The sequence below is a fragment of the Paraburkholderia sp. IMGN_8 genome (genome assembly GCF_038050405.1).
In the GTDB taxonomy this organism is placed as follows: Bacteria; Pseudomonadota; Gammaproteobacteria; order Burkholderiales; family Burkholderiaceae; genus Paraburkholderia.
Genome location: NZ_CP150901.1, coordinates 2,419,779 through 2,434,513, shown reverse-complemented (window position 1 = coordinate 2,434,513; position 14,735 = coordinate 2,419,779). Strand labels below are relative to the sequence as shown.

The 14,735-nt window shown below is 63.5% G+C and carries 15 protein-coding genes and 2 pseudogenes; 7 read left to right on the top strand and 10 right to left on the bottom strand.

Going from position 1 to position 14,735, the window contains the following annotated elements; translation table 11 throughout:
- Positions 1 to 3 precede the first annotated feature (3 nt).
- A complete protein-coding gene (locus WN982_RS32020) occupies positions 4 to 258 on the bottom strand; it encodes a GlsB/YeaQ/YmgE family stress response membrane protein (protein WP_341316044.1) in 255 nt (84 codons plus the stop codon).
- Between the two features lie 162 nt (positions 259 to 420).
- A complete protein-coding gene (locus WN982_RS32015) occupies positions 421 to 1,128 on the bottom strand; it encodes an MgtC/SapB family protein (protein ID WP_341316043.1) in 708 nt (235 codons plus the stop codon).
- A 637-nt stretch (positions 1,129 to 1,765) separates the two neighbouring features.
- Here WN982_RS32015 and WN982_RS32010 point away from each other — a divergent pair.
- Positions 1,766 to 2,035: pseudogene (locus WN982_RS32010) on the top strand (hypothetical protein); the annotation flags it as partial.
- Positions 2,036 to 2,047: 12 nt separating this feature from the next.
- Here the strand turns inward: WN982_RS32010 and WN982_RS32005 are convergent.
- Complete coding sequence (locus WN982_RS32005; protein WP_341316042.1) at positions 2,048 to 3,211, bottom strand: metallophosphoesterase; 1,164 nt, start codon at positions 3,209 to 3,211, stop codon at positions 2,048 to 2,050.
- A 366-nt stretch (positions 3,212 to 3,577) separates the two neighbouring features.
- On the opposite strand from WN982_RS32005, the gene WN982_RS32000 reads away from it, so the two are divergent.
- The gene (locus WN982_RS32000; RefSeq protein WP_341316041.1) at positions 3,578 to 3,907 is read left to right on the top strand and encodes a hypothetical protein; all 330 of its coding nucleotides are present in this window, start codon (positions 3,578 to 3,580) and stop codon (positions 3,905 to 3,907) included.
- 25 nt (positions 3,908 to 3,932) lie between these two features.
- Here WN982_RS32000 and WN982_RS31995 read toward each other — a convergent pair.
- Positions 3,933 to 4,272, bottom strand: a pseudogene (locus WN982_RS31995) (malonic semialdehyde reductase); the annotation flags it as partial.
- A 103-nt stretch (positions 4,273 to 4,375) separates the two neighbouring features.
- Here WN982_RS31995 and WN982_RS31990 point away from each other — a divergent pair.
- The 5 genes from WN982_RS31990 to yjfF all read left to right on the top strand — a co-directional run bounded on the left by WN982_RS31990 (position 4,376) and on the right by yjfF (position 10,131).
- Positions 4,376 to 4,975, top strand: a complete 600-nt coding sequence (locus tag WN982_RS31990) for an alpha-ketoglutarate-dependent dioxygenase AlkB (RefSeq protein WP_341316040.1) — start codon at positions 4,376 to 4,378, stop codon at positions 4,973 to 4,975.
- 274 nt (positions 4,976 to 5,249) lie between these two features.
- Entirely contained in the window at positions 5,250 to 6,236 is a 987-nt protein-coding gene (locus tag WN982_RS31985) for an ABC transporter substrate-binding protein (RefSeq protein WP_341316039.1), read from the top strand.
- A gap of 165 nt (positions 6,237 to 6,401) precedes the next feature.
- Entirely contained in the window at positions 6,402 to 8,003 is a 1,602-nt protein-coding gene (locus WN982_RS31980; protein ID WP_341316038.1) for a sugar ABC transporter ATP-binding protein, read from the top strand.
- A complete protein-coding gene (locus WN982_RS31975; protein ID WP_341316037.1) occupies positions 8,000 to 9,031 on the top strand; it encodes an ABC transporter permease in 1,032 nt (343 codons plus the stop codon). Before WN982_RS31980 ends, WN982_RS31975 begins: the two co-directional genes overlap by 4 nt.
- Positions 9,028 to 10,131 carry a galactofuranose ABC transporter, permease protein YjfF gene (gene yjfF / locus WN982_RS31970; RefSeq protein ID WP_341316036.1) on the top strand — a complete coding sequence of 368 codons (1,104 nt, stop codon included), beginning with the start codon at positions 9,028 to 9,030 and terminating at the stop codon, positions 10,129 to 10,131. The genes WN982_RS31975 and yjfF overlap by 4 nt, the downstream gene beginning before the upstream one ends.
- A gap of 19 nt (positions 10,132 to 10,150) precedes the next feature.
- Here yjfF and mdcH read toward each other — a convergent pair whose 3' ends face one another.
- From mdcH to WN982_RS31940, 6 genes are read right to left on the bottom strand one after another with little or no spacing between them, the layout of a single operon-like run.
- On the bottom strand, positions 10,151 to 11,080 hold the full coding sequence (gene mdcH, locus WN982_RS31965; RefSeq protein WP_341316035.1) for a malonate decarboxylase subunit epsilon: 930 nt from the start codon (positions 11,078 to 11,080) through the stop codon (positions 10,151 to 10,153).
- Complete coding sequence (locus WN982_RS31960) at positions 11,080 to 11,784, bottom strand: malonate decarboxylase holo-ACP synthase (RefSeq protein ID WP_341316034.1); 705 nt, start codon at positions 11,782 to 11,784, stop codon at positions 11,080 to 11,082. Before WN982_RS31960 ends, mdcH begins: the two co-directional genes overlap by 1 nt.
- The gene (gene mdcE / locus WN982_RS31955) at positions 11,784 to 12,599 is read right to left on the bottom strand and encodes a biotin-independent malonate decarboxylase subunit gamma (RefSeq protein ID WP_341316033.1); all 816 of its coding nucleotides are present in this window, start codon (positions 12,597 to 12,599) and stop codon (positions 11,784 to 11,786) included. Before mdcE ends, WN982_RS31960 begins: the two co-directional genes overlap by 1 nt.
- A complete protein-coding gene (locus tag WN982_RS31950; RefSeq protein WP_341316032.1) occupies positions 12,596 to 13,471 on the bottom strand; it encodes a biotin-independent malonate decarboxylase subunit beta in 876 nt (291 codons plus the stop codon). Before WN982_RS31950 ends, mdcE begins: the two co-directional genes overlap by 4 nt.
- A complete protein-coding gene (locus tag WN982_RS31945; protein ID WP_341316031.1) occupies positions 13,468 to 13,782 on the bottom strand; it encodes a malonate decarboxylase subunit delta in 315 nt (104 codons plus the stop codon). The genes WN982_RS31950 and WN982_RS31945 overlap by 4 nt, the downstream gene beginning before the upstream one ends.
- The gene (locus tag WN982_RS31940; protein WP_341316030.1) at positions 13,770 to 14,735 is read right to left on the bottom strand and encodes a triphosphoribosyl-dephospho-CoA synthase; all 966 of its coding nucleotides are present in this window, start codon (positions 14,733 to 14,735) and stop codon (positions 13,770 to 13,772) included. The genes WN982_RS31945 and WN982_RS31940 overlap by 13 nt, the downstream gene beginning before the upstream one ends.

The following is a 14,735-nucleotide window of genomic DNA, read 5'->3' as shown; positions in this document are numbered from 1 at the left end:
TGGTCAGGTACCGCGTCGGAAGAGCCGGACAATGAACAATAGAATGACCGCGCCGATCACAGCGGTAATGATCGAACCGATCCAGCCGCCGCCGAGCGAAATATGCAGCACACCGGCAAGCCAGCCGCCGATGAACGCGCCGACAATCCCGACGATGATATCGACGATCAGGCCGAAACCGCCACCCTTGACGAGCACGCCAGCCAGCCAGCCGGCGATCGCGCCGATGATGAGCCATGCAATGATGCCGTGTTCCATAATCGAGACTCCATGGTTAAGTGTGAAAAATTCACGGTGACAGAGCTTAGTCGATGGCTGTTGCACCGTCCATATTCAGGACGTGGAATTAACATTGTCTAAATCTATTGCAAGCTAAGTGTAGACGATGCGTGGAGATATGGGGGGCTTATCGACGGCCGGTCATTCCGGCGTCGGCTCCGCTTCTTTAGCGATCCAACTGACGCTGGATACGCTCTTTTCCATGCTGATGCGGCTCGCCATCTGCTCCAGTTTAGATTGATCCTTCGGATGCAGTTTCAACGTGGCTGTGACGCGAATGCGGCCCGCATCGTCTTCGACGTCTTCGCTCGTCAGGCTCTGGAAGGACAGCGGTGCTGAATACATCGAATTGGACAGGGCTGTACGAATATGAATCTCGTCAGCTTCCCGGCACACTACTGTCAGCACGTATTCGCGCACCAGGTCTGCGTTTGAGACGGGCGTCGCGTTGATGGTACGGCTGACTTCGCGCAGCAGCGTGTTGGTCAGCAGTACGACCACGGTGCCGGCGAGCGCCGGGCCGTAATGGCCTGCGCCGCACAATACACCGACCGCCGCCGAGCACCACAAGGTCGCGGCCGTGTTGATCCCCTGAATGGAACCTTTGTCGCGCATGATCACGCCGCCGCCGAGAAAACCGACGCCGGACACGACATATGCAGCAATCTGCGTGATGCCGGCCGTGCCGGTGCCGGTCAGCACGCCGAGGGTAACGAACAGGCACGCGCCGCTGGCGACCAGCGTGATGGTGCGCAGGCCGGCACTGCGCTGCCGCATCTGCCGTTCGAGGCCGATGGCGACGCCGCAGGCGAAAGCGGCAAGGAGCCGCAAGACGAATTCAAGTGTCATCGATAAGAAAAGTTGGTGTGCGCTTCGCACATTGTGAATCCTGCGCGTGACAGCAGCACGTATCCGGACGTGGACACGCGGGTGCGTGTCAGGCGTGACGAGGCGCGCAAGCAAAGGCTCGTGGCGCGCAATGCAATGGAGCATCTGTACGGCATGGAGCCATGCAGCGCTTCATGGGCAGTATGAGGGGATAAACGACGTGCACCGTCTGGCCTCACGGCAAGACGGCGACAGGCAAACTGCTGACGCGGAAATCTTGCGGATCAGGCGATCGCGCGAATCGAAGCTCGACTGCTACTACTGCTACTGTCCAAGATCGTCATTCCGGTTAAATGAGATGGGCGAATTTTAGGCAGCTCTGCAAAGTTAAGTCAAGCCGGGATGAAGTCTGGTTGCGACGTTGCTTTTTGCAACCTTTAGGACGTTTCCGCGGCGAACCCAGATTCTTCCTTGCATAAATACGGACTCCGAATATTGACGGTGTCCGTCCCGGAAAACACACTGTCTGGATACTTCAGGACACGTCGTGCCGCGCCGGTCTGGTTTGGTGCTCAATCCGCGTTGCACTTCTCACGGCTTCGCAGAACGCTCTGTGCGACGTCATCTTTTTTCCGCTGTTCACCCAATTAAGGAATGTATGAAAGTTAAAGCTCTTGGCATCGTTGCCGGTGCGTTGATCGCTGCTGCGCCGCTCGCGTCGTTCGCCGCTGGCTTGCCCGCGCCGTTTGAAGGCAGCAGCACGCTGCAAGCGGATGGCGTCGTGAAATCGGTGGATCAGGCGAAACATTCGGTTACCGTGCTCGACGCACAGGGCGGGGAAGCCTCGTTCAATATCACGGATATTGGCAACCTCGCGCCGATCAAGCAGGGCGGCAAAGTTCATATCCGGATGATGCGCAATGCCATATGACGTGACGCTTCAGTCTGGCTCGCCGGGCACGAGGCGCAGCCGCGTGATTTCCGAGGGCGCGCCCAAGCGCTTCGGCGGCCCCCAGTAGCCGGTGCCGCGGCTCGTGTAGACCCACAGTCCGTTCAGACGCGCGAGACCCGCCGTGAACGGCTGCTGAAAACGCACAAAGAAATTCCACGGGAAGAACTGGCCGCCGTGCGTGTGGCCGGACAACTGCAACGTGAATCCTGCTGCTGCGGCCGCTTCTGCGGACCGCGGCTGGTGGGCGAGCAGCACTTTGATCAGCACGTCACCCGGCGCGCCGGCGAGTGCCGCAACCGGATCGCTGCGGTGCAATGGATCATGGTGACCTGCCGAGTAATCGGTCACCCCGGCAATCACGGCGCGTGCACCGTCGTGATCGACGATCACGTGCTCGTTCAGCAGAACGTTCAGACCCAGGCGCCGGAACTCGTCGATCCATGCGTTCGCACCGGCGTAATACTCGTGATTGCCGGTCACCAGGAAGGCGCCGTGACGCGCGCTGAGCCGCCCCAGCGGCTGCGTGTGTTTGGTCAGCTGCGGCACGCTGCCGTCCACGATATCGCCGGTTACGGCAATCAGGTCCGGCTTGAGGCGATTGACCGCGTCGACGATCGCGTCCACGTAACGGCGTTTGATGGTCGGGCCGACGTGGATATCGCTGATCTGGACGATCGTGAAGCCGTCGAGCGCCGCCGGCAAATCGTCGATCGGCACCTCGATCGTCACGACCCGGGCGCGGCGCCGCGCGTTGAAGAGGCCGACCAGCGTAGAGAGCAGTGCGAGCGCTGGCACGGCTGCAGCCGTGCCGGTCCGCCAGTGCGCCAGCGCGATGGTGTTCGGCCAGATTGCGTCGACGGTCAGCAGCGAAGCCAGACCAAGGTCGCGTACGAAAGTCAGCACCAGCAGCGATGAGAAGAAGCCCATCGTCAGCAGGCCGACCCACGCTAGCCGGTCGCTGAGCGGTTGCTGTTTGACCGTGCGCGCCAGCATGCCGAGCGGAATCAGAAAGATCGACAGAACCAGCCACACCGCACACAGCCACCGGCCGGCGGCATTGATCGGCAGATCGGGAATCAGGCGAAAACCGACGTAAATGTGCAGCAGAATGCCAATCAGGATGATGCGAACAAGAAACGATGAGCGGCGCATAGAGAGGATAGAGGCGGGAAGGGGCCGGCGCAGTTGGAAGACCAGCGGCGGCCGTCAGCTCGAACCAGGAAAAACGCTGACGGCCAGATCATTCTACTGGCATGTGCTATCCCTTGCCGGCCGTGTCAAATTGGGCCGCCCCGGGCGCGAACCGGGCCACTGTTGTCGCTGCGAGAGATTGCCGCAACGCAGCATCCGTCGTACCGTATGAAGCCCTTCCAGGCGGGCCGCTCAGCATAATTAAACGCCCTTTGAGTTGTCGTCGTGCGTGGACTATTCTGGAAGAGAACCGGCTTATATCAGGGTTGTCGCGGCTCTGTGGCGGTTCGGTTTATCGTCGGAAGAGGGTGAGGCAGGAGACGCATGATGAAACTGCTCAGATCAGGCAATCGGGCACGCCACGCACATCACGCGCATCACGTCGGATATGAGGGAAGCCACGTGATGCTGCCGCTGGTAGCCATATCGCTGATGGCAGTCGGCTTGTACTACGGCGTACGCGACATCGACTTTTCCGAACTGGGACGAAGTGCGTTATTCGACGTCGTGATGGTATGCGTCGCGCTCGGCATTGCCGGGGTGTTCGGCGTCGTCGGCGGGTGGTTGCGTTCCAATGGCGACGACGCCGAAGAAGGTTTTTGTTTTATCGGCGCGGTGATCGGCGTGGTGGTGTTCTACGTGGCGTTGTTCACATAAACACGCAGCGGCAGGTTCAGACTATTCAGACGATCCGCGCAGCTTCGTCGAAGGTGAAGCGCGGGCTGCGGGGAAACAGTTTCGACGCGTCGCCGTAGCCCAGATTGATCAGGAAATTCGACTTCACCGTCGTGCCGGCGAAGAAGGCTTCGTCGACCTTGGCCGCGTCGAAGCCTGACATCGCGCCGGTGTCCAGGACGAGCGCGCGCCGCGAGAATCAGGTAGCCACCTTGCAGTGTCGAATTGCGATAAGCGGTATCGGCGATTGCCTTGTCGTTGCCGGCAAACCAGCTGCGCGCGTCGGCGTGTGGAAACAGTTTCGGCAGATGTTCGTAGAACGCCATATCCATCCCGACGATCACCGTACAGCGCAAGCCGCATGCGTGAGCGGCGCCGTCGCTGCCGCCATAATAGCCAAGGTTCTAACACGAGCACGCTGAGCGTGCGCAATCGCATTCAGGCAATCTCATGACGGATCTTTTCGATGACCTTCCGGCACCCGACGTCGACTGGTATCCCGACTGGCTCGCGCCTGAAGCAGCGGTGCATGCGATGGCTCACCTCATCGGCGAAGTTGAGTGGCGTCAGGACATGATAGGCACTCCCGCCGGGCGCGTACCACTGCCGCGGCTGACTGCCTGGCAGGGCGAGCCGGACGCGATCTATGTCTACTCAGGCATTCGCAATGAGCCCCAACCGTGGACCCGAACAGTCGCCGAACTGAAGGCCGCCGCCGAAGCAACATGCAACGCCCGCTTTAACAGCGTACTGATCAATCGCTATCGCAGCGGCACCGACAGCATGGGATGGCACGCGGACCGTGAGCCCGAGCTAGGCGCGCGGCCGCTCATCGCCTCGGTCAGCCTGGGTGTGGCGCGCACTTTCGATTTGCGGCACAACAGTACGGGTACGGTTCAGTCATTTTCGCTGAAGGGCGGCAGCCTGCTGGTGATGAAGGGCAACACGCAGGCCGACTGGCGGCACCGGGTGCCGAAAGAACCGGGCGTCGCCGGTGAGCGAATCAATCTGACATTCCGTTGGGTGACGCCGCGCACGGCGAACCGTTAGACGAATCGGTCGTCGAGCACTTAAGCGCATAAAAAGCATGTGGAGGGCGCGGGTTCCTGGCCGGCGCTACTCTCGTGACAACGGCGGCCACTCTTATGTCGGCGCCACGGCCGATACCGTCCGCTATACCGAAATTGGTATCGCCAACGCAAATCATATGATTGGACGGTTAACGCGTCAGACACTACGCTACAGCACGATCCACGCTCCGAGACATGCCGGAACGGCGGGCGGTTCGATGGATCGCCTACACAACAACGATCAGGAGACAGTCATGGCGAATACACGACGCGCCGCATGTCGTGCGTTGGGCGCTCTCGCGATTTGCGCGAGCATCGGTGCGCTGACGCTGACAACGCCGGGCGCTTACGCGCAAGACAAACAGATCACGCTCGGTTTCGCGCAAGTCGGCGCTGAAAGCGCATGGCGAACCGCCAACACCGAGTCGGTGAAGTCCGCGGCCACGGACGCGAAGATCAAGCTCAAATTCTCGGACGCCCAGCAAAAGCAGGAAAACCAGATCAAGGCGATCCGTTCCTACATCGCGCAGAAGGTCGACGTGATCGCGTTCTCGCCGGTCGTCGAATCCGGTTGGGAGCCCGTGCTGCGTGAGGCCAAAGCCGCGAAGATTCCGGTGATCCTGACCGACCGCAACATCGACGTGAAAGACACCTCGCTATACGTCACGATGATCGGTTCCGACTTCATGGAAGAGGGGCGCCGTGGTGGCCATTGGCTTGCAGATCACTATAAAAACGATCAAGGCCCCGTTAACATCGCTGAACTTCAGGGAACGGTCGGCTCGGCGCCTGCCAACGACCGGCATTCGGGCTTGATCGAAGTGATCAAGAGCGATCCCAAATTCAAGATCATCGCGTCGCAAAGCGGCGACTTCACGCTTGCCGGCGGCAAGCAGGTGATGGAAGCATTTATAAAAACTTATGGAAATAAAATAAATGTAGTTTATGCGCATAACGACGATATGGCGCTCGGCGCCATCCAGGCGATGGAAGAGGCCGGTATGCATCCCGGCAAGGACATCACTGTCGTCTCGTTCGACGCGACCAAGGGCGGCTTCCAGGCAATGGCCGCGGGCAAGATGAACGTCGACGTCGAATGCAGCCCGCTGCTGGGGCCGCAACTGATGTCGGCGGTCAAGGACGTGATGGCAGGCAAGCCGCTGCCCAAGCGCATCCTGACGGAAGAGACCGTCTTCCCGATGAGCGTCGCGGCGCAGACTCTGCCGACGCGCAAATACTAAGGCGAAGTACTAAGCACTCCATAGGACAGAAGCAGGACAACAGCGCAGTACAGGCAGATTGCAGGGTTTCTCCAGCGGTGCCTGACCGCCCAGCTACTTCGGCAGCGGGCGGTCTCTTTTCCACTGACCCTGCTGAACCGAAGCACCGCCGATCGAGCGAGGTCTATGACGCATCCCGCTTCCGAACCGAATCCGCCAGCCAGTGGCGCAGTTAAAAGCGCCGGCACCGCCTCGAACGAACTTGAGCCCATACTGGCGACCGCCGGCGTCAGCAAGACGTATCCGGGTGTCAAAGCGCTGCAGCGAGTCGACTTCCGGCTGTTTCCGGGCGAGATCCACACGCTGATGGGCCAGAACGGCGCCGGCAAATCCACCTTGATCAACGTGCTGACCGGCGTGGTCGCGCCTGACGCCGGTACGATCCGGCTCGGCGGCGAGACCGTGGCGTTTGCGTCGCCACAGGAGGCCGAAGCAGCCGGCGTGCGCACGCTGTATCAGGAGGTGAATCTGTGCCCGAACCTGTCAGTGGCAGAGAACATCTTCGCGGGCAGGCAGCCAAAGCGCTTCGGCGCGATCGACTGGCCGGATATCAAACGGCGCGCACAATCCGCGCTCGCCCGTCTGGACGTGACGCTCGACGTCACCAAATCGCTCGATGCCTATCCCATCGCCGTGCAGCAAATGGTGGCGATCGCCAGAGCGCTCTCGGTCGATGCGCGCGTGCTGATTCTCGATGAGCCGACCTCGAGTCTCGACGACAGTGAAGTCGCCCAGCTTTTCAAAATACTTCGACATCTTAAGCAATCCGGCATCGCGATTCTGTTCGTCACGCACTTTATCGAGCAGACCTACGCCATCTCCGATCGCATTACGGTGATGCGCAATGGCGAACGCGAAGGCGAATATCTCGCGCGCGATTTGCCCGCCGATCAACTGGTCGCGAAGATGGTCGGCCACGAGCGCATGAGCGCGCGGCTACGCGAAGCGGCGCACGAAGGGCACGAGGTACACGAAGGGCAGGCGAGCAAGCAGGCTGTTCAACCGTTCGTCGAACTGCGCGCGGTTGGACGGCGCGGCACGCTGCAGCCGATCGATCTCGACGTGCAGCCGGGCCAGATCCTGGGTCTCGCCGGTTTGCTCGGCTCGGGCCGCACGGAGACCGCGCGGCTGCTGTTCGGCGCGGACCGCGCCGACAGCGGCATGATCGTGATCGAAGGCCGCGCTGTGCGGCTGCGTTCGCCGCGCGATGCGGTTCGCCACGGCATCGGCTACTGCGCGGAGGATCGCAAGAAGGAGGGCATCGTCGCCGAGCTGTCGATTCGCGAGAACATCCTGCTGGCGTTGCAAGCGAGGCGTGGCTGGTTGCGCAAGATCAGCCGGAATCGCGCGCGCGAACTGGCCGACATGTGGATTGAACGGCTCGGCATCAAGGCAACGGACGCCGAACAGCCGATCGGCCTTCTCTCCGGCGGCAATCAGCAAAAGGCCTTATTGGCGCGCTGGCTCGCCACCAACCCCAAGCTGCTGATTCTTGACGAGCCCACCCGCGGCATCGACGTCGCCGCCAAGTTCGACATCATGGATCGGTTGCTGGCGCTGTGCGCGAATGGCCTGAGCATTCTGTTCATTTCGTCGGAGATCAGCGAGGTGCTGCGGGTCAGTCATCGCGTGTTGGTCTTGCGCGATCGCCGCAAGATCGCGGAGGTGGCCGGTAAAGCCTCGAACGAAGACAACATCTATCGACTCATCGCGGGGAGCGGCGAATGAAGCTATCGAACTGGTTCGTGCGCGACGGCGTGGAGCGTCCGTTGATCTGGCCGTGCGTGACGCTGGTGCTGTTGTGCGGCTTGAACCTGTGGGTGAATCCGCATTTTCTGTCACTGCGCATGCTCGACGGCCACCTGTTCGGCGCGCCGATCGACGTATTGAATCGCGCCGCGCCGCTGGTGCTCGTCGCCACCGGCATGACGCTCGTGATCGCAACACGCGGCATCGACATTTCGGTCGGTGCGGTAGTGGCGATTGCCGGCGCCGCAGCGGCGACGATCCTGGCGACGCAGCCCGCACCGAGCGCCGGGCTGATCGCGCAAGCGTTGGTGGCGGCGCTGATCGTCGGCGTGCTGAGCGGGATGTGGAACGGGCTGCTGGTCTCGTTTGTCGGCATGCAGCCGATCATCGCAACGTTGATCCTGATGGTTGCGGGCCGTGGCGTTGCGCAATTGCTGACGGCCGGGCAGATCATTCCAATCGGCGCGCCGGGCTACCTGTTCGTCGGCGGTGGTTACTGGCTGGGCGTGCCGTGTTCGGTGTGGATCGCGAGTGTGGCCGTGCTGGCTACCGCGGTGCTCGTCGAAGGCACCGCGCTCGGGCTTTTCATTCGCGCGATCGGCGTGAATCCGGTGGCGACGCGCCTTGTCGGCTTGCGCTCGAAAGCACTCGTGTTCGCGGTGTACGGTTTCTCCGGATTGACTGCGTCGATGGCGGGCATCCTCATCAGCTCGAACGTGCGCAGTGCCGATGGCAACAACGCCGGCCTGCTGCTCGAACTCGATGCGATCCTGGCGGTGACACTCGGCGGCACCTCGCTGCTCGGTGGCCGCTTCAGTCTCGCGGGCACCGTGCTCGGCGCGCTGATCATTCAGACGCTCACTTACACCACTTATTCGATCGGCGTGCCACCCGAAGCGACGCTCGTCGTCAAGGCGGCCGTGGTGCTTGCCGTGAGTGTGATCCAGTCGCCGTCGGCGCGAACGCTGGCCATGTCGCTCGTCACGCAGCGTGGGGTGGCGCGATGAGGCGGCTTCTTGAGGCGTGTGCCCATATCGCCGATCCGCGCACGCTGCCGATCGCCGTGACGATTTTGCTGTTCTGCGTGCTGTTCGGCTTCGGCTCTGTGGTGTACACCGGATTTTTCTCGTGGCAAGTGCTGCTTGACTTGCTGGTCGATAACGCGTTCCTGTTGATCGTTGCGATCGGGATGACCTTCGTCATCGTGTCCGGCGGGATCGATCTGTCGGTGGGCTCGGTGGTGGCGTTGACCACCATCGTCGAAGCCGTGCTGTCCGAGCACATGCATCTGCCGGTCTGGCTGATCGTGCCGATCGTGTTGCTGATGGGCACCGTGTTCGGCGCGGTGCAGGGCGCGCTGATCCACTTCTTCCGCTTGCAGGCGTTCATCGTCACGCTGGCCGGCATGTTCTTCGCGCGCGGCCTGTGCTTCCTGATCACGACGCAGTCGATCACCATCAGCGATCCGACGTTCCAGAAGATTTCGGCGTTTCGCCTCGACATCGGCATCGGTTCGGTCACGGCCAACGTGCTGATCGCATTCGTCACGCTGGTCGCGGCGATCTATGTCGCGCATTTCACGCGCTTTGGCCGCAACGTGTATGCGATCGGCGGCAATGCGCGCTCGGCGTTGCTGATGGGCTTGCCGGTCGCGCGCACGAGGATCGGCGTGTATGCGCTCAGTGGCTTCTGTTCGGCGCTCGGCGGCGCGGTGTTCACCTTTTACGTGCTGTCGGGCTATGGCCTGCAGGGGCAGGGCATGGAGCTCGACGCGATCGCCGCGACGGTGATCGGTGGCACTTTGCTGACGGGCGGCGTCGGCTATGTGATCGGCTCGCTGTTCGGCGTCGGCATTCTCGGCACGATCCAGACGCTGATTACCTTTGACGGCACGCTCAGCTCGTGGTGGACCCGCATCGTGATCGGCGCGTTGCTGTGCGCGTTCTGCCTGCTGCAACGGCTGATCGAGCGGCACGCGAAATCGGTGCGGCGGCCAGGTGGTACGGGCGCGGTCGTGACACCTGGCCGCGAGCGTGGGCAAGGCCGCAGCGACGTGGCGGCGTCCGACTCGCATGCGATCGGACGCGCGCCGGAACAGGCGTTGTAGTAGCGCAAGCCGCCGCGTCTCACGCGCTCAGGCGCCGTCGCACGGTAGCGGCCAGTTTGTCGAACGAAAAGGTGCTCGCGGCCAGCGCAGCGGTGTCCGGAAAGTTCGCGCGCGCGATGTCCGTCGACACCTGGCCTGGCGGCGCTTCGACCAGCACACGGGCGCCTATTTCCGGCATCACGCTGAGCGCGTCGAACCAGCGCACGGTGTAGCGCATGTTGGTGGCAAGATCGTCGCGGATGGCCTCCGCCGTGTGCAGCGGACGGCCGCCTCGATTGCCGACATAGGTGCTGTGCGGCGCGCGAAAAGGCACATCCCGCGCATACGCAACCAGCTCGTCCGTGGCATGCGCGAGCAGTTCGCAATGCGACGGCACGCTCACCGCGAGGCGGGTTGCGTTGCGCGCGCCTGCGGCCAGCGCGCGTTCTATAAACGTATCCAGTGCGCCATTCGCGCCGGCCATCACGATCTGACGTGGCGCATTGACATTGCCGATATAGACACGCTGATTGCCTTCGCTCGCATGTTGCGCGGCGAGTACTTCCAGTTGGTGTTCAGTCAAACCCGACACGGCCGCGAGGCCATAGCCTGCTGGATATGCCGTCTCCATCAATTCGGCGCGCTTGCGAACCATCCTCAATGCGTCGTCAAAGCGAACCGAGCCGCAACTGACCGCCGCGGCATAGGCGCCGACCGACAAGCCCGCGCTGATCTCCGGCGTGAGGTGTTCGTGCGCGAGCGCGCGCGCGAAGGCCACGCCCGCGACCGTCAAGCCGACCTGCACGGCGACGGTCGAACGAAGCGCATCCGCTGTGTCGAGTGTCAGTACATCGGTGCCGAGCGCCTCGGACGCTTCGTCGAGCGTTTCGCGCACCGCATGGTGCTGCGGCAGACGGTGCAGGAAACCGTCGGTCTGCGCGCCTTGACCGGGAAATAGAAGGGCGAGCATCAGGCATCGCCGTGAGCAAGCGCCCACGGATCGGCGATCAGTTGCGGGCCCTTTGCATGGCGAGCCATCACGCGTGCTTTGCCCGCTGCCCACTCGGCGAGTGCAACGCCGCCAGCGGGTGTTTCGAGTTGCGCATCCACGCGAATGCCGGCGCGTCGTGCGTGAGCTTGCAGCTGGTTCAGGATCTGAACGGCGGTGTCGTGCGAGAGTTTGGCTGGTGCGCGAATCAGCAGATCCAGATCGCTCGACGCAGTGACAGTGGGTACCTGCGTCGCCAGTTCGAAACCCGTGCTGCCGGTTGGCCCCCAGATGAAGCCGGCTAGCGCGCCGGTCATGTCGCGTTGCAATGCCGCGAGGGCTGCAAAGGCAGCCAATGTGCCGCGCTCGGAATCGGGCTGGTATTCCGCCAAGGTTTCTGGCGCCACCACGGTCCCGATATCGGCCGAGCGCGCCCATGTGCCGTAGCGCTGCGACCGCGCCGTACCGCGCAGACCAATCGCGACGAAGCCTCCCGCGGCCAGCGCGCGTCTCACGACTGCATATGGCGCACGTTCAAAGGCGTCCCGCACCCACGCCGGTTCGCCGTCGAACCGCTGCAAACGACGCAGCCGCAGCAGATCATGCGGCCGCCAGCGCGGGTCGTAACCCAACCCGCCATCCAACGCGCGACCGGCTGCGAACGGCGGGGCAGCACATGCCTGCATCACGCGGCATCCCATTGTTCGGCGAGACGCCGCCGCACTTCGATCGACGCCGCGCGGTTCCGTTTCGCCGCCGCCGATTCCAATCGATGCGACAGATCGCGGCGGCCTTCTCGCGCGCTGCGAACCTCGTCCGATAACACCTGGCGCACGCGCTCGATTTGCACCGCATCCGGCGCATCCGCGTCGATGCCTTCGATCAGCTGGTCCAGTAGCCCGAGTCTGGCGAACGAGGCCATCGAGTACGACATCGGCACGATGGTTTCGCCGAGCGCGTCGAGCGCTTCGACCGTGCGTCGCGTGACGCGCGCGGCTGCTTCCTTGCCCATTGCGTGAACCATGGTGCCGGGCGCGTCGAGCGCGACGATCCGGTTGGCCTGATAGCCGTGCGCGAGGAACGCGCCCGACATCGCCGGTCCGACGATGAGCGCAATCACCGGATGCCCGGCGGCGCGCGCCGACGCATAGGCATCGACGGCAGCGGCGCAGGCGAGGTGAATGCCGAGCATCTCCTCGCGATAACCGTACGCCTGGCTTTTCACATCGACGATCGCAACGATCGGGCGGTGCGTGCCGCTCGCTTCGTCCTGTGCGATGGCGTCGCGCACAGCACGCGCGAGCAGCCAGCCTTGTTCGAGGCCGACGACGTTATCGGTCGCGCGTGGAAAGCGGTTGTCGGGATCGGGGACGACCGTAATGAAACGCGCGGTTTCGTCGCCGAGAGGGGCATCGCCGCTCCATACGGGCGCCTTATCGGACGGTTCTCCGGCCAACGCACGGAACCAGCGCGCGCCGCGGCTGAGTGTGGTGTCGCTCATGCTTGCTCCTTGCGCGGGTGATAGACCGCACGCATCGCTTCAGGTGTGACGCTGGCCGGATCGATTTGCGCGAGACGGTTCAGAAAAGTGTCGACCTGCTCGCTGCGATGCGCAGCCGGCAGTCCCTGCGCGAATGCCGAACGCACGGCGGCACGCACCGCGTTTGCGTCATCGTCGACTAACTGATCCGCGAGCGCGGTCGCTGCCCGTTGCTCGCCGCCGATCAGCTGCCACACGCGCCGGCGATCGCTGGCGTCCAGTTCATCGATGCCGGCTTCCTGCTCGATCACTTCCGGGCCGTTCATGCCGAGCCGCCCCTGTCTGGTTATCACCAGATACGAGCACAGCGCGGCCGCCAGCGACATGCCGCCGAAGCAGCCGACCATCCCCGCGATCACGCCGACCACCGGCACATGCCGGCGCAACGCGACAATTGCAGCCTGAATCTCGGCGATCACCGCGAGGCCGAGATTGGCTTCCTGCAAGCGCACGCCGCCGGTTTCGAACAGCACGACAGGCCGCACCGGTTTGCCACGTTCGCAATCGCGCAAGGCCATTTCGAGCGCGGCCGCAATCTTGCTTCCCGACACTTCACCGATGCTGCCGCCCTGGAACGCGGACTCGATCGCGGCCACCACGGCCGGTTCGCCGTCGATAGTGCCGCGTGCGATCACGCAGCCGTCATCCGCCTGGCAGACGACGCCTTGCAGCGGCAGCCATGGTGACTTGATCCCGTCGAACGGACCGAGCAATTCGCGGAAGGTGCCCGCATCCAGCAGCGTGCGGGCACGCTCGCGCGCCGGCAATTCGATGAAGCTTTCGCGCAGCATCGGCGCGGCACCCGTTGTTGATGTCGTAGCAACTGTACTCATGCGTCGTCCCCCTGTTCGGCGGCTTCGACGGCTTCCGCGAGCCGCAATGCCACGACGCCCGGCGTTGCGCCGAAGTCGTTGATTTCGATTTGTGCGGCGCCGTCGTAGCGCGTGAAGAAGCGGTCGAGCACGCTCTTCCAGATATGGCTGTAGCCGTCGACGCTGGTGCGCACGACCACGTGCGCGGTCAACCCGGCAGTGCTATCGGCCGGCGACAGCAGCACTTCAAGGTCGCCCGAACCGACCACGCCGACATGCGCGCGGGTCGTGACGGCGCGTTGCGCCGGATAGTCGAAGGTCAGATGTTCCATGGGACTGAGCTCCCGCCGGCGTGGTGATGCGCCAGCATGTCGAGAAAGAGGGTAGCGGCGAGCAGATCGGCTGCGCCGCCGGGCGATGCATTGAGCGACAGCAGTTCGTGTTCGAGCGCGGCAAGGGCGGCGCGGCCGGCTGCGGTCGAGCTGCCGCCGGCGTCGAGGACACGCCGCGCGCCGCGTTGTCCAGCGTGCAAACCGGGCAAGCCCGCGCGATGCAACAGGCACGTATCGTCGAGTGAGGCCATGATCGAGAGCAGGGTGTCGACGCGCGCGGCGTCTTCGTCGATGCCTCGAACGCGCGCCGCTAACAACGCGGGCAGACCGACGTCGATAACGTGTGGGAAACCGTCTTGCGCCTCTCGTCGCGCGCCGCCGACCTGGTAGCGCCGACGTACGCGTTCACCGTGGCTCCCGGTGGGCGCGGCGAAGCGATCCGGGAAGCAGGCGATCCGCGCGGCGCGCGTGCAGATGTGCGCAGCCGGCAAGGATGCAGATCCGCCCGAGCCGGAGGCGCCCGCCACCAGCAGGCCGACAATCCAGATCGCGCCTCGATGCGCGTTGCTGCCGCCGGTGGCGCGCAGCATGTCCACTTCGCCCGCGCGGCCGATCTGCGCGAGTTCAGCGCGCAAAACCGCGGACGGTTCACGCCGCCGCGATGCCCGCGCGAGCGCCGCGAAAGTTGGCTCGAGCGAATGAGCGGAACGCAGCATGGTAGCCAGATCGAGGTCGCGATGCGCGCCGCTGCCGCGCCGGTCGACCAGGGCGGGTTTCGGCGTGAGCTGAGCTTCTTCGATCAGCGCGGTGACGGCGAGCCGGGCAAGTCCCGCATCATCGGAAGCGATCTCATGCGTTGCCGTGGTGCGCGGCTCAGCCGTTGCAGGCCAGGCATCGCACGTAGCGAGCCCGGACGATTCATCCGCACGCTCGAGCAAAACAGCGGGCGCCAT